This window comes from Hymenobacter yonginensis, assembly GCF_027625995.1.
In the GTDB taxonomy this organism is placed as follows: domain Bacteria; phylum Bacteroidota; class Bacteroidia; order Cytophagales; family Hymenobacteraceae; genus Hymenobacter; species Hymenobacter yonginensis.
Map to the genome: position 1 here is coordinate 3,046,362 of NZ_CP115396.1, position 13,576 is coordinate 3,059,937.

The following is a 13,576-nucleotide window of genomic DNA, read 5'->3' on the forward strand; positions in this document are numbered from 1 at the left end:
TCAGCAGCCTGCTGAGGGGTTTTTTTATGCGGTTTTCTTTCGGGTGCCACGCGCAATCCGGTTTCTAAGACCAGCAGCAAGCGGCCCTGAGGCAGTGCTTTATCAGCAACTTAAAAAGCCATATTTTCCAGATTTGAAACCCGCTAAATAGTTCACGGTCAGAAGTTAAAATTTTACAAACCCAGATTGGCAAGGTTTTGGGATTTCGGCACTCACTGCCCGCAAGAGCAGCATTGTTCCATTTCACCGTTTCGTCCCAACCCCTAACAACCAACATGCTGGATCGAATTAGAAAACACCTCATCCTCTTCGCCCGACAGCAGGTAGGCACCACCAGCTACCTGAATCTTGTACAGGAAGCCGATCTGGGTTTCAACCTCGACAACACCCACGAGAAAAAACGCCTGAAAGAAGTGCTGGCCGAAATTTCGGAAGCGGAGTATGCGGCCGGGCGGCCCATCCTGAGCTGCCTGGTGACCGTGGCGGGCCACAAAGGCCAGGGCGACACCTTCTACAAGCTCTGCGAGCAACTGGGCCTGGGCGAATGGCGCGACCTGCGCCGGCAGGAAGATTTCCTGAAAAACCTGCGCGCCGAATGCCGTGCCTACTGGCAGGACGACGCCAACTTTGCGCAATTCAGCCAGCTCAGCGAATACAGCGACCGGCAGGCCTAGCCCCGCTGCCGCTACGAGAGCAGCTTGGCCTGGTGGGCCGCATTAATGATGGCCGGCGCATTTTTGAGCGTAGCCAGCACAAACTCCCGGGCGGCCTCCTTCAACTCATCCTTGCTGATGTCGTGCGCCTCTTCGCGTACCAGCTCCCCTATCGTTTGGAAGGCCAGCACCAGCGTTTCGCGCTTCGGACGCTCCTGCTTCAGCTGGGCGTAGGCCAGGGCCAGCTGCGCATTAATTTTTTTGCGCCGCGTCCGGAAAACCGACTCGTTGGCCGCGTGGGGCTTGATGGCATCGAGCAGCTTCAGCAGGGGCAGCAGCTGAGTGGCCGTGGATACCACAGTGCCTTCCAGCCGCTGCCGACGCCGGCGCAACATGGCCGAGGCAACGCTTCTTTTGCTGTCTGGGTCAGCGGCGGCGGCCTGCTGAGAATGTTGGGCTTCTTTTGAGTGCATACGGGGCCTGATTGCCAATAACAGGTGCCCCAAGATAGGGCCTGCCCAACATTATTGCTTCTGCTGCATGCTCCGCGAACAATGTTTGCGGAGCATGTGTAGTTTGTAGCCCAGCTACAGCAACTGGCGGAAAGGGCACTAATGTTGTGGGCCCGGAATAGCACCGATATTTACGGCGTTAGCCGGCCACTATCCTCTCCGCCACTTATCGATATTCCGTTATTCACACGCCGTTTATGGACCTTATTGCCTACCGCCCACAGTACCGGATTTACCTGCACGTGGCCGGCAACCATATCGTCTATGAGCGCCTAGAAGAAATGACGCTGGCTACGGAGCTGCCGCATTATGTGGCCGATATCGAACGGGCCCTGAAGCTGGTGAAGCCCGGTTTCACGGTGCTGTCGGATCTGCGGCGCACCTTGGGGCCCAACCCCCAGATGCTGCCCGTGTTCCGGCAGGTACGCCAGATGCTGCTGGCCTACGGGGTGGGGCTGATGGTGGAAGTACACCCTCCTTCGCTCAGCGTGCCCAAGTTTATGCAGCAGGTGCGGGCCCAGTCGGAGGAAATTCCAACCCACCTGTTCACCGATATAGCCGAAGCTAACGCCTTCCTGCAGCGGTTCTGGGCGCAGCAGGCTTCCTGATACCTGGCTTGGGGCGAAAGTACCGCCACGAAAGCGCGGGTTGGAGCCGGGTGCCTATCTTTGCGGCGGCATTGTCAGGCCTCGCCAACGTTTTGGCCTGTTTGGCTGTTGTGCCCAGGGCCCTGTTGGCCATTTGTTTGAACTCACCCTTCACTGATGAATTCTATTTCCACCGATATCTGCATCATCGGGGCCGGCCCGGTGGGGCTGTTTGCTGTATTTGAGGCCGGGCTGCTGAAGCTGCGCTGCCATGTAGTAGACGCCCTGCCCCAGGTAGGCGGGCAGCTGTCTGAAATTTATCCGAAGAAGCCCATCTACGACATTCCGGGCTTCCCGGATATTCTGGCCGGCGACCTGGTCAACAACCTGATGCGCCAGATCGAGCCCTTCCACCCCACCTTCACGCTGGGCGAGCGGGTGGAAGGCTACCGCAAGCTCGACGACGGCTCGTTTGTGGTGACCACCATCGACGGCACCGAAATCAACTGCAAAGCCATTGCCATTGCCGGCGGCCTGGGCTCGTTTGAACCCCGCAAGCCTGCCATCGAGCAGCTCGAAAGCTTCGAGCAGGGCAAGGGCGTGTACTACATGGTGCGCGACCCCGAAACCTTCCGCGACCAGCGCCTCGTCATTGCTGGCGGCGGCGACTCAGCCCTCGACTGGACTATTTTCCTGGCCAACGTAGCCAAGGAAGTGACGCTCGTGCACCGCGGCACCACCTTCCGCGGCGCCGCCGACTCGGCCGAGAAAGTGAAACACCTGCACGAGGCCGGCAAGGTGAACCTGGTGCTGAGCAGCAACGTGACGCACGTGCATGGCAACGGCCAGCTGCACGCCGTGACCATCACGGCCAACGACGGCACCGCCACCGAGCTGCCCGTGGATTCGTTCATTCCGCTGTTCGGCCTCACGCCCAAGCTCGGCCCGATTGAGGACTGGGGCCTGGAGCTGGAAGACAACGCCGTGAAGGTGAACACGCTGGACTACTCCACCTCGGAGCCCGGCATCTTCGCCATCGGCGACATCAACACGTATCCGGGCAAGCTGAAGCTGATTCTGTGCGGCTTCCACGAGGCGGCCCTCATGTGCCAGGGCGCCTTCAAGCACATCTTCCCCGAGAAGAAATACACCCTCAAGTACACCACCGTAAACGGCGTTCCGACGCTGTAATTTGGTGATGAAGTGATGAGGGAAGAACGTCATTCCGAGCAGCGCGAGGAATCTCGCGTGCTGATGGTGGAGTAGTATGACCTACCACATTAGCGAGATTCCTCGCTGCGCTCGGAATGACGTTCTTCCCTCATCACTCCATCCCCTCATCACTTCATCACGCTATTACCCCCCATCACTTCATCACGCACTCAATGACCGAAGACGTACGCGTATACGTGGAGGAAGCGCCCGGCCAGCGCACCGAAGTAAGCGGCCCCACCGACATGGGCCTCAGTCTCATGGAGCTGCTCAAGGCCAGCGGCTACGACATTCAGGCCACCTGCGGCGGCATGGCGCTGTGCGGCACCTGCCACATTGAGGTGCTGGCCGGCCCCGCCCTCGACGAGCCCTCCGACGACGAGCTGGCCATGCTGGAAAGCCTGCCGGTGATGAGCCAGGGCAGCCGCCTCTCCTGCCAGATCCGCCTCACCGAGCGCCTCGACGGCCTGGTGCTGCGCCTGATGCCGCAAAATACGTAGGCTGCCAGCCGCAATTTGCGGCCCGCCGGCGGCGTTAGGCTGCCGATGGCTACAACTACTTTTACTCATGATATCCTGTACCGCGGCCTGATGGGCTGCGGTTTTTTATTGCTTGGTTCCAGCGGCCATGCCCTGGCGCAGCGCGAAACAGAGCTGAACATCAGCACCGGCACGACGCTGGCCCAACTGGCTACCAAGAAACAAGACCTGACTCGACAGTTTCGGGCGGTGGCAGGCTTCAATACCGGGGCCGCGCTGCGCCTGGTAGTGCCGCTGAGTTCCCGGCTGGGGGTGGGCTTCGAGCAGCGGGTCACAGGTCTGAATCAGAGTGTGCGCTACGGCACTCGCGACAACGGATTGAGCACGGGCATCGGGGATAACACGGTGCATCAGTCGGGGCTGAGTGTGCGCCTCTACGACCTATGGCGGCCGGGGCCGCGCTGGGGCTTGGATGTGGCCATAACAGGCTCTTATGCCTGGCCCTACTATTGGCACAATGGGTCTTATGAAGGTCCGCTTTGGTTTGGTTCTGCAGCCCAACTACCCCGGCCCGGCATCCCACTGGTGCTGGTACGTGAAACCGAACGGCGGGGCACCGCCATGGCCGGTGTGGAGGCACTACTACATTACGAACTGGGGTTGCGCCACATGTTGCTGCTTACGGCCACTTACCAGCGCGGCCTGCGCCCAATCACGGAAATCACTTCCACCCGGCTGGAATACATTGATGACAACGGCGCCGTGCAGCAGGGCAGCCTGACGGTCGTCAGCCGGGGCTCTTACGCCACAGTGCAGCTGGGCTACGGCCTGCGCCTGGGCCAGCTGGCCGGTGCTACCCGCCGCAACCCCACCCCCCGCTACAGCCTCGACCCCGACGATACCGACCCGGACACGACACCGGAAACCGAGTAGCAAGCCAGTGGCGCTAACAGAACGGCGGCCCGTTAGATTGATTGGAGCAAAGAGAGCGGTGGTATGAATTATTGCCTGAATCCGCCATATTGTGCAGCAGCTCAGTTCAAAACGGGCTCCGAGTTTCTCTCACTTCCACCAACCCACTTTTCGTATGACAGCTTCTACCCGCAACATCATTGCCTGGATTCTGCAAGTCCTGCTGGGCTTGGCCTTTATTGCATCCGGTGGCCGAAAACTCATGGATCTGCCGGGCACGGTGGCCATGTTCGGCAGTATGGGCATGCCCGCCGTGGTGGCGTATCTGGTAGCCGGCGGCGAGCTGCTGGGCGGCATCGGGCTGCTGATACCGCGCTTTGTGCGGCCGGCCGCGCTGGGGCTGATTATCATCATGCTGGGCGCGGTGGTGATGCACGCCACCAAAATTCCGGGCGGGTTGGCCAAGGGCGTACCGGCCATCGTGCTACTGGTGCTGCTGCTGGTAGTGTTCTGGCTGCGCCGCCCCGCCACCTCCTCCACCATGTAGCAGCCCAGTGATTCAGCCCAAAGACTTACCACCGGGTTTCACCCAAAAAAGAAGCGGCAACCGTTCTGGCTGCCGCTTCTTTTTTGGGTAAGGTCAAGGATTGTGGCTAGCGCCGACGCGAGTGGCTGCTTTTGGTGGCCGTCTTGCGCTTGCCAGCCGACGACTTATGCACCACTTTCTTTTTGCTGCTGGTAGAGCGGTGGCGGCTGCGTGAAGCTACATGCCGGGGGGCGGCAGCCGGAGCGCTGGCCTTGGGGGCAACTTCCGGAGCTTTCGGCTCCGGGGCGGCTTCGGCATGGTAGGCCGATGCTTCGGTATCGGCCTGGGCGGCGGCTTCTTCACGGGCGGCGGCCTTCAGCACGGCATCCTGCTTGCGGCGGGCGGGCATCAGAAAGTCGCGCTCGGCTCGCTCGCGGGGAGTCAATTTCTCTTCGCCGGGCAGCGCGGTGGGGGTTACGGAGGTGGTCTTCTTTTCGCTTTGGGCCATCAGGGCCGTGCTGCTCAGCAGCAGGCCGGTTATCATCACAATCAGTCTCTTCATTGTTCCAACAGGGGCTAAACGGAACTTCAAAATTACCACCCCCCGGCTACAAAATCCAAAACCGGCCACGTACTGAGCTGGCAGAAAGCCCTTTTGGCCGGATTGGAGTGCACTTTCACCGGCAAAAAAGCTACCGGCCGCCACTATATAGCGGCCGGCAGCTATGGCCGCTACGGCTGCCCCGCAATCTGCACGCGCGTGCCGGCCGAGTGGGTGGTGAATTCCGGCGCGTAGAGGCACTGCAGCTGGCTCAGGCCACCCGAGAAGTTGCCGGCCTGCGCCGCCCGCAGCCGGTATTCGAAGGTGTGGGTGCCTTTGGGGAAGAAGCCGATGAAGAAGTTGGTGGCCGCGTCGCGGGGGCTCTCGTAGTAGCCCAGGCCGCCCTGGTAGCGGTAGCCAGAGGTCTGGCCGATGAGCTCCAGGCCGGCAGCGCGCTGGTCTTTGAGGTGCACGTATTCCAGGTCGCGGTCGGCGCGCAGCACCAGGCGCACCACCAGCACGTCGCCGACGCGCAGGGGGCTGGCAGCGGTGAGGCGTTCCAGCACCGGGCCGCCGGCGGTGCGTTGCTCGCGGTAGAGCTGGCGCTCCAGCTGCAGGCCTGTGGCGGCGGGCGTTATCTTATCCAGCTGCTCGAAATACTGCCAGTAGAGCGCGCCCCAGGCCACGCCGGCATCGGTTTTCTGCACCGATACGCGGCCCTGCGCGGGCTGCACTTCGGCGGCGGGCCAGCTGACTTTGTAATAGCCGGTGCCGGCCTGCTGGGCGGTAGGCGTCACGGGCTTCCCTCCCACCGTCACGCGCAGGGGTTGGGTGGGCTGCAGCCAGTCGGAGCCGCGTAGCAGCAGGGCGTAGCAGGCATCGGCGGTGGCGCGGGTGCTGGGCCAGCTCTGGGTCTGCTTCTGCTTGAGCAGCCAGAGCTTCATTTCATCCACGGATTTCTGGTCGTTCTGCACCTCGTCGAAAGCCTCGATGAGGGTGGCCTGAGTTTCGGTGGGAGCTTCGCGCCAGTAGTAGCCGCCGCGCACTTCCTTCCAGTACATGCCCAGCTCGGGCGAGTGCAGGGCGTTTTCGGTGAGGGCCGTGAGGATGGCGCGGGGAGCGGCGGGCTGCTGCTGGCGGTGCAGGGCCAGGGCAATCTGGGCCTGCAGGTAGCGGGTGCGGGCGGGCCAGAAGGTGGCGGCCTGCTGCTGGTAGTAGGCCAGCGCCGGCTGCGCGGCCTTGGCTACGGCCGGCGCGGCCCAGAAGCTACGGGCATACAGCGCCTGAACCTGCAGATCGGAAAGGTGGTCCTGCTTCAGATTTACGCCCTTTTGCTGGCGCAGGTCGGTGTAGTCGCGCTGCAGCTCGCCATCGAGGTAAGCCAGGGCCTGGCGCAAGACGGGGGCGGCGCGCTCGTCCTGGCTGGCATCGAAGGCACCGAGCTTGCGCAGCTTGCCGAAGCCGGCCACGATGAGCTGGGTGATGTAGCGGTCAGCGGGCATCTTCTCAAACCACGGAAACGCCCCGTTGGGCTGCTGCATGGCGGCCAGCTTGGTGAGGGCGCGGGCGGTTTCGGCCTTCAGGCGGGGCTCATCGAACAGCTCGGTAAGGCGGCGCATCCGCTCGGTTTCGCTCTGGGCGTCGCGCACCCAGGGCGTTTCCTGGAGCAGCAGGGCCTTCAACTCAGGGTTCTGGTCGAGCTTGCTGGTGAGGGCGGCTTTATCCCCACTTTGGGCGGCGCGCTGCCACTCGGCCAGCATAGTCTTGAAGCGCGGATTGCATTGCAGGATTTTGGCCGCCAGCAGGTTGGCGTAGAGGCGGCTGAACACCTGCTCGGAGCACTCGTAGGGGTACTCCATCAGGTAAGGCAGCGCCTGCACGGCGTACCAAGCCGGGTTTTCGGTCATTTCCAGCGTGAGCGAGTAGTTGCGCCGGGTGGCCGAGGTGGTGCTGGTCAGCTTCTGCAGCTCAAACTCCCGGGTGGCCGGCCCCACGATGGGCAGCGGCAGGCTTTCGGTGACCAGCAGACGGTTGGGCAGCACCGGCAGCGTGTTCTGCTCGCCGTCTTCGATGGTTGTTAGTTGTTGGTTGTCGGTTGTTTGTTTGTTCTGGCGGCGGGCCTTTTTCTGCTCCTTCTTATCCTTGCCTGACAACTGCGTACCGGCAGCTGACAACTCTCCCGACGCCACCACCTTGTATGTTATGGCTTCGATGGGTAGCTGGCCTTCGGCGGTTTCGGGGAGGATGAGGCTCCAGCTCACAGCTTGGCTCTGGCGGGCGGGCAGATTGAACGCCAGCTGGGCGGGACTTTGCAGCACTTTCGCCTCGATGGGCTGCTGAGTACGGGCATCGAGCAGCAGCAACTGGGTGCGGCCGCTGATGGGCGCATCGGTGAGGTTGCTGAGCTTGGCCGAGAAGGTGAGCTGGTCGCCTTCGCGGAAGAAGCGTGGGGCGTTGGGCGTCACCTGCAGGCTTTTCTGGGTCACCAGCTCGCGCTGCAGCATGCCGGAGTGCAGCTGCTGGTCGTGGGCCAGGGTGAGCAGTTGCCAGCGGGTTACGGCCTCGGGCATCTGGAACTCCAGCACGATTTCGCCTTGGGCGTTGGTGCGCACGGCGGGCGCCCACAAAGCCGTTTCGCGGAAGTCGGTGCGGGCCTGCACGTTGCTGAGGTCGGGTTGGGCAGCGGGTTCTGATACAGTTGGCGCCGCGTCTTTAAACTTAGGCGAATGTGCCACTCCGCGCATCCTGACTTTACCATCACTGCTTGGAGCGGCTGCCATTGCAGCAGCTTCAATCCGGTCTTCCATACGCGCATTACCCATTGCTGTACGAGTTAGTACTGCTTTATCAGCAAGCTCCGTCTGATCCGGAATTGCATCCTCGCCCATAAAGCCCCACATATTGAGGTGCGGGTAGACGAGGCTCCAGACCGGACCGGCCACGGGGTTGCCGTCAAACAGCTCCGTGGATTCCTCCACGCCAAACCGGCCGTTCCAGGCCAGCACGGCGGGGTAGTATGGCTGGGCAAACTCCGGCTCCGCGAAGGAGTGCGGCCGGAAAACGTCCAGCGACTTATCGTAGAGCGAGGCCAGCAGCTCGGCCGCGGCGGGCTGGCCGTTGGCCTGGCGGATGGTGACGCGCCAGGTTTCCTGTTGGCCGGGCTGCAGCTTGTCGCGGAAGGTGGCGATGCTGAGGGTTAGTGGCGCGGGCGGCGTGGCGACCTGCACGGTGGCTTCGTGGCGGTAGAGGCGGTTGTCGCGGATTTGCGTGAGGTGCAGATGCAGCTCCGCGCCGTCGAGGGCGGCGGTGGTCGGAATTTCCACCACGCGCTGCTCGTTGGCGGTCAGCGTGAGCCACTCGTGGCGCAGGGTTTCGCCCTTGGCTTCCACTTCCAGCAGCACCCGCGCCCCGGCGGCGCTGCCTACCAGGAAGCGGGCCGGCTGGCCGGGCAGCACGCTATCCTGCAGGGCCACAAACCAGTCGAAGGTGGGCACGGGCAGCGTGGCGGCGGTGGCTGAAAAGAGCGTGAAGCGCTGCTCGGCTTTGGCCTCCGGCGCGTCGGCGGTGGCGGCCGGCGCGGTGGCTTCCAGCAGGTAGCGGCCGGGCTCCTGAGTGGACAGCGAGGCGCGCAGGTTGGGCAGCAGGGGCGTTTTATCTGTATCGAACTCCTGGGTCAGCACGAGGGTACGGGCCCAGGTGCTGTCGTTGTCTTCGCGGGCGTAGGCGTCCAGCGGGAAGCGGCGCTGGAACTCTTCGCGGCTCAGGGCTTCGCGCTCGGGCCGGTCCCAGGCGCGGGGGCGCAGGGCACGGGTGGGCGGCGTGAGGCGGAACAGGCGCAGCGTGCCCCGGGCCGGGCGCGGCTCGCCGGCCGCGTTGGTGCTCAGGAGCTGCAACGGTGGCAGCTGCTCGCGGTTGAGCTGCTCGGGCACGTCGAGGCGCAGGGAAAGAGCGCTGGTGCCGAGGCTCACGCGCTGCTGGCCGGTGCGGGTTTCGCCGGCCGCGTCGGTCACGTCGGCCGTCACCTCAAACGCGTAGCCGGGGCCCCAGCCGCGCTTGCCGGGGCCGGCCGTGGCGTCGCCCTTGGCCACGAACGTGACGGTGAAGCCCCCGGCCGAGTCCGTCTGCGCTTTGCCGCTGAGGATTTCCAGCTCGGGCGGCCCCTGCATCCCATACAGGCTGCGGAAGCTCATTCCGAACAAAGGCCAGAACGTGCGCCGCACCACCCGGTACTGCACCGTGGCACCATCAATGGGCTGGCCGGCGTAGGCGGTAGCCTTGCCCCGCACCGTCACGGATTGGCCCAGCACGGGCGTGCCCGTCACCGGCTCAAACGTCACCTGGAACGTGGGCCGCTTGTAGTCCTCGACGGCAAAGCTGACGCTGCCAGCGTCGGTCTGCAAGCTCATTTCGCCGTTGAGCAACCCGGTAGGCAGCACCACGGAGCCGTGGAACGAGCCAAAGTCGGATGTGGTGAAGGGCAGCGTCTGTACGGTCTGGCCGTTCACGTCCACGAGCCGCACCGACACAGCCTGCCTGGTGAGCAGCTGCGACTTGCCGGCGCGGGTTTCGGTGAAGATGCCTTTGAAGTACAGCGTCTGACCGGGCCGGTAGATGGCGCGGTCGGTGTAGAGGAAGGTGCGGCGCTGGGGCTGCTCCAGCTCCCGCAGGCCCCGGCGCGGACCATAGTAGCCGTTTTGCGTGGTCAGCAGCGAGTCGCGGCCCTGGGTGAGCAGCAGCGCGCGGAGCTGGGTGTTCTGGCCGGTGGCGGTGCCCAGCGCAATCTGGGTCAGGCCCTCGGCGGTGGTGGTTTGCGCGGTGCCGCGCCGCTGCTTGTATTGGCCCGCCTTCTGGTCGTAATACTGAAAGAAGGGCAGCACCTGCACGCCGGCCTGGGGAGAGCCGGTCTGGCGGTGCAGCACGAGCACCTCGGGGCCTTCCTGGGCGGCGGCATTGCGGCGCAATTCGCTCAGCTCGCTCACGCTCAGCTCAGCGTAGGTGGTAGCCACGCCGGGCTTTTCTTTGGTAGCCGCTTCCTCAGCGGTGCTCAGCACGATGAGGTAGTGGCCCACCGGCAGCGCCGGGCCGGCGTGCTGCACGGTGTGGGCGCGGTAGTCGGCGGGGCCGGGCAGCTCCAGGGGCCAGGCGGCGGCGGGCTTGCCGGCCAGCACGCGGGCGTAGAGCTTCTGAAAACGGTCTTCGTCGTAGGACTCCGGCTTTTCCAGCTGCCGCAGCTGCCGGACTGTGCTGATGCGGTAGGCCTTGGCGTACAGCTTAGGCACGTTGCGCACGTTCAGCTTCAGCAGCCAGGGCTGGCCGGGCAACACCACTTCTTCGGTAGTGAAGTGCAGCTCCACGGCCTCGATTTCCAGGCGCAGGTTGCGGGCCTGCTGAGCGCCCTGGGTCTTCGGCCAGGCTTTTTCGGCGGCCAGGGCCAGCGTGCGCGCCTGGGCGGGGTCGGTTTCGCGCAGGCTGTTGGCTTGCTCAAACATAAACCGGCTGGCAATCGGCAAGGCTTTGTAGGTGTCGATGGCGCGCAGCAGGGCGGCGCGGTACAGCGCGTCTTCGTCGGGCAGAGTGGCGTGCTCGCGCACGAAGCGCAGGCGGGCCAGGTCCACGTCGGCCAGGGCGGCGGGGTTGGCAGCGGCCTCGCGGAGGCGGAAGGCGGTGAGCTGCTGCAACACCCGCAGCACCTGCAGCTGCCCGTTCAGCGAGTCGGCCGGTGGCGCGGTCAGCTTTAGCTGCACAAACTCAGCGGCGGGGCCGAACAGGGCCGGATTGGTCAGCTCGAACTGCTCGGCAGGCTTCGTGACGTAGAACTCGTCGTTGCCGAGGCCCTCGATGGCGCGGCGGGCCAGCAGGTCGTAAAGCGTGGGCGTGAGGGCGCTGCTTTCGGCGTCGCCGCCGGTTACGGCATAGCCCAGGGCGGCCAGTTTCAGCTGCTGCTGGCGTTGGGGCTCATCGAGCAAAGAGGCGCGGTAGTGCTGCAGCACAGCGCTGCCCAGGCGGGCGGCATCCCAGGTGCGGATATCAGCTTGGCTGGCATCGGCGGGGTCGAGTGCGGCGGCACGGGTCCGGTCGTAGAGCTGGTAGCGGTGCTGCTGGTAGTAGTTGGCGTAGAGCTGGGCCAGCAGGCTGTGCAGGATGGGCCGGGCCGGAAACTGCGCCGTTTTCAGGTCGGCCTCAACCAGGGCAATGCCTTTTTCGTCAGACTCTTCTTCGCGCTCATCCAGCAGGCGCAGCTTGTAGAGAAGAGCGCGCAGGTACTCGGGCGTGTCCTGGCGCTGGCGGGCCTGCTGGTAAATGGCCTCTACCAGCTTATCGGCCGAGGCCGTCTGGTCTTTGGCCAGCAGCTGGTCGATTTTCTTCCAGGCGGCGGGGGTACCGGGGCCGGCACCCGTCGGCGGGTTTTGGGAGGAGCCAGGGAGCAACATCAGCAGGGCCAGCAAACTAAAGAGGAAGGAACGCATAGGCTTGAAACGACGGGAAACGGCAAGTTGGTAAAATCCAGATGCCTGTTCCTGCGCAATTCCATATTCACTCTGGCAGAAAGTTGGCGGCTAGCTCCTGCGTCGGAAGGAAAGCCCGTAGCGAAGCAGTCTATATTCGCGCCGAATACAACCAAACAGGTTCACTTACCCCCTATTTTCCTCTTTTTTATGAAGTCCCTATTTACCGCCCTGCTGGGTATGGCAACTGTAACCCTGGCTGCTCCTGCCGCTGAGGCACAAATCAGTTTTGGCCCCCGCATCGGGGCTAATTTCGCCGATTTCAGCTACCACACTCAGGCGTCGTATGTTCTAAACTCGCAAATGCGCTTTGGTGCGCAGGCTGGCGTAGCGGCCAACATTGGCTTCGGCAATGTTGCCTTTCAGCCGGCGTTGCTCTACAGCCAAAAGGGCTACCGGGTTGATTTGGAAGATTCCAGCCCTAACAGGGTCTCGACTCACCAGGAAGAACTACGCCTCAACTATCTGGAAGTACCCCTGAATGTGGTGTATACCGCTAACGGCGCCACAGGCTTGCAAGTATTTGCTGGTCCATACTTCGGGCTGGCACTGAGTGGCAAGGGCAAAGAGGAGCTGAAGTATACTACTGGCAGCCTCAACGATATTCTTGAAGGGAAATACGACGTAGAATTCGCCGACCAGGCCGGTACCGACAATTCAAAAGCTTATTACCGCCGCCTCGACCTGGGCGCCACATTTGGCGTGGGCTACAAGGTTGGCCCAATGCAGGCACAGCTCGGCTACGCCATGGGTATCAGTAACATTGCCCCCAACGACCGAAATAACGACGAGCCCAAAAACAAAATCCGCAACCGCAACCTCCAACTTGGTTTGACCTATTTTTTTGGGGCGAAGTAATTGGTGCTGCCTAGATATAAAAGAAGAGCTGCCGGGTGGACCAGCAGCTCTTCTTTTATGCTATACTTTTCCGCTTTAGTTGTGCGCCGCTCAGGCCGCCACGCCGTGACCCTGCAGCACCCGCTCGGCCTGCGTTACGTGGCGGCGGATGTGCACCACCAGCATTTCTAGCACGTCGGTGAGGCGGGGCCAGAGCAGCGGAATGATGGGGTTGGGGATGCGCACGGCGTTGGCGTTGACGCGGCGGGCCTGCTCCAGCAAGCTCAGCAGCTCATCGAGCTGGCGGCCGAACACCTCCACCACGGTGCGCGGCAGCCGCGAGCCGCTGGGGGCATACTGCTGGGGCGTTTTCAGAGGTTTGTCCGTGGGCGGCACCTTCAGGGCGGCCGTCATTTTCTGGCCGATGTAGCCGTGTTTCACGGTTTCGGCGGGGGTGCTGCCGCGCTCCTGGGCCCGCTTGAGCTTGCGCGTGATGGTAGGCAGGTAGAAGCCACCGATGATGTTGAGGTGTTCCAGGCACTGGCCCACGCTCCAGGTGTCGGGCGAGGGTCGACGGTTCAGCTGGTCGTCGGTCAGGGGCCGGAAGCGGTGCTGCGTCACTTCACGCAAGGCGGTCAGCTCGGCAGTCAGGCCATCGAAGAATTCGGAGGTGCGGGTGGTGGGCTGACTCATGACGGGGTGCAAACAGGATAGAGAGCGGCAGAACGGCGCGTAATGATACGGGCCAGGGGTGGCATCGGCAATTACGCAGCCTGCATTATAGAAGATTCACACCATTTTCTGATACCTT

The 13,576-nt window shown here is 63.1% G+C and carries 11 protein-coding genes; 7 read left to right on the forward strand and 4 right to left on the reverse strand.

What is annotated here, in order from left to right; all coding sequences use genetic code 11:
- Nucleotides 1-275: 275 nt before the first annotated feature.
- Nucleotides 276-674: a hypothetical protein gene (locus tag O9Z63_RS13095; RefSeq protein WP_270125695.1), complete on the forward strand. Its 399-nt coding sequence runs from the start codon at nucleotides 276-278 to the stop codon at nucleotides 672-674.
- A gap of 11 nt (nucleotides 675-685) precedes the next feature.
- Here O9Z63_RS13095 and O9Z63_RS13100 read toward each other — a convergent pair whose 3' ends face one another.
- Nucleotides 686-1,048 carry a hypothetical protein gene (locus O9Z63_RS13100; RefSeq protein WP_270125696.1) on the reverse strand — a complete coding sequence of 121 codons (363 nt, stop codon included), beginning with the start codon at nucleotides 1,046-1,048 and terminating at the stop codon, nucleotides 686-688.
- Nucleotides 1,049-1,362: 314 nt separating this feature from the next.
- Here O9Z63_RS13100 and O9Z63_RS13105 point away from each other — a divergent pair, with 314 nt between their 5' ends.
- The 5 genes from O9Z63_RS13105 to O9Z63_RS13125 all read left to right on the forward strand — a co-directional run bounded on the left by O9Z63_RS13105 (nucleotide 1,363) and on the right by O9Z63_RS13125 (nucleotide 4,902).
- The gene (locus O9Z63_RS13105) at nucleotides 1,363-1,773 is read left to right on the forward strand and encodes a hypothetical protein (protein ID WP_270125697.1); all 411 of its coding nucleotides are present in this window, start codon (nucleotides 1,363-1,365) and stop codon (nucleotides 1,771-1,773) included.
- A gap of 156 nt (nucleotides 1,774-1,929) precedes the next feature.
- Nucleotides 1,930-2,943 carry an NAD(P)/FAD-dependent oxidoreductase gene (locus O9Z63_RS13110; protein ID WP_044016328.1) on the forward strand — a complete coding sequence of 338 codons (1,014 nt, stop codon included), beginning with the start codon at nucleotides 1,930-1,932 and terminating at the stop codon, nucleotides 2,941-2,943.
- Between the two features lie 194 nt (nucleotides 2,944-3,137).
- Nucleotides 3,138-3,464: a 2Fe-2S iron-sulfur cluster-binding protein gene (locus O9Z63_RS13115; protein WP_044016326.1), complete on the forward strand. Its 327-nt coding sequence runs from the start codon at nucleotides 3,138-3,140 to the stop codon at nucleotides 3,462-3,464.
- A 45-nt stretch (nucleotides 3,465-3,509) separates the two neighbouring features.
- Nucleotides 3,510-4,376, forward strand: coding sequence for a hypothetical protein (locus O9Z63_RS13120; RefSeq protein ID WP_270125699.1), 867 nt, complete (start codon nucleotides 3,510-3,512; stop codon nucleotides 4,374-4,376).
- A gap of 154 nt (nucleotides 4,377-4,530) precedes the next feature.
- Entirely contained in the window at nucleotides 4,531-4,902 is a 372-nt protein-coding gene (locus O9Z63_RS13125) for a DoxX family protein (RefSeq protein WP_270125700.1), read from the forward strand.
- Between the two features lie 106 nt (nucleotides 4,903-5,008).
- Here the strand turns inward: O9Z63_RS13125 and O9Z63_RS13130 are convergent, their stop codons facing one another.
- Together O9Z63_RS13130 and O9Z63_RS13135 are read right to left on the reverse strand one after the other, a co-directional pair.
- Nucleotides 5,009-5,443: a hypothetical protein gene (locus O9Z63_RS13130; protein ID WP_270125701.1), complete on the reverse strand. Its 435-nt coding sequence runs from the start codon at nucleotides 5,441-5,443 to the stop codon at nucleotides 5,009-5,011.
- A gap of 170 nt (nucleotides 5,444-5,613) precedes the next feature.
- Nucleotides 5,614-11,889: an alpha-2-macroglobulin family protein gene (locus tag O9Z63_RS13135; protein ID WP_270125702.1), complete on the reverse strand. Its 6,276-nt coding sequence runs from the start codon at nucleotides 11,887-11,889 to the stop codon at nucleotides 5,614-5,616.
- Between the two features lie 189 nt (nucleotides 11,890-12,078).
- On the opposite strand from O9Z63_RS13135, the gene O9Z63_RS13140 reads away from it, so the two are divergent.
- A complete protein-coding gene (locus O9Z63_RS13140; protein ID WP_270125704.1) occupies nucleotides 12,079-12,786 on the forward strand; it encodes a porin family protein in 708 nt (235 codons plus the stop codon).
- Between the two features lie 90 nt (nucleotides 12,787-12,876).
- Here O9Z63_RS13140 and O9Z63_RS13145 read toward each other — a convergent pair whose 3' ends face one another.
- The gene (locus tag O9Z63_RS13145; protein ID WP_270125705.1) at nucleotides 12,877-13,458 is read right to left on the reverse strand and encodes a DinB family protein; all 582 of its coding nucleotides are present in this window, start codon (nucleotides 13,456-13,458) and stop codon (nucleotides 12,877-12,879) included.
- Nucleotides 13,459-13,576 lie beyond the last annotated feature (118 nt).

Bases quoted from the DNA above. Each gene is read 5' to 3' on its own strand.
- O9Z63_RS13125 (WP_270125700.1), top strand. From the start codon at position 4,531: ATGACAGCTTCTACCCGCAACATCATTGCCTGGATTCTGCAAGTCCTG.
- O9Z63_RS13100 (WP_270125696.1), bottom strand. From the start codon at position 1,048: ATGTTGCGCCGGCGTCGGCAGCGGCTGGAAGGCACTGTGGTATCCACG.
- O9Z63_RS13140 (WP_270125704.1), top strand. From the start codon at position 12,079: ATGAAGTCCCTATTTACCGCCCTGCTGGGTATGGCAACTGTAACCCTG.
- O9Z63_RS13130 (WP_270125701.1), bottom strand. From the start codon at position 5,443: ATGAAGAGACTGATTGTGATGATAACCGGCCTGCTGCTGAGCAGCACG.
- O9Z63_RS13120 (WP_270125699.1), top strand. From the start codon at position 3,510: ATGGCTACAACTACTTTTACTCATGATATCCTGTACCGCGGCCTGATG.
- O9Z63_RS13095 (WP_270125695.1), top strand. From the start codon at position 276: ATGCTGGATCGAATTAGAAAACACCTCATCCTCTTCGCCCGACAGCAG.
- O9Z63_RS13115 (WP_044016326.1), top strand. From the start codon at position 3,138: ATGACCGAAGACGTACGCGTATACGTGGAGGAAGCGCCCGGCCAGCGC.
- O9Z63_RS13145 (WP_270125705.1), bottom strand. From the start codon at position 13,458: ATGAGTCAGCCCACCACCCGCACCTCCGAATTCTTCGATGGCCTGACT.
- O9Z63_RS13105 (WP_270125697.1), top strand. From the start codon at position 1,363: ATGGACCTTATTGCCTACCGCCCACAGTACCGGATTTACCTGCACGTG.
- O9Z63_RS13135 (WP_270125702.1), bottom strand. From the start codon at position 11,889: ATGCGTTCCTTCCTCTTTAGTTTGCTGGCCCTGCTGATGTTGCTCCCT.
- O9Z63_RS13110 (WP_044016328.1), top strand. From the start codon at position 1,930: ATGAATTCTATTTCCACCGATATCTGCATCATCGGGGCCGGCCCGGTG.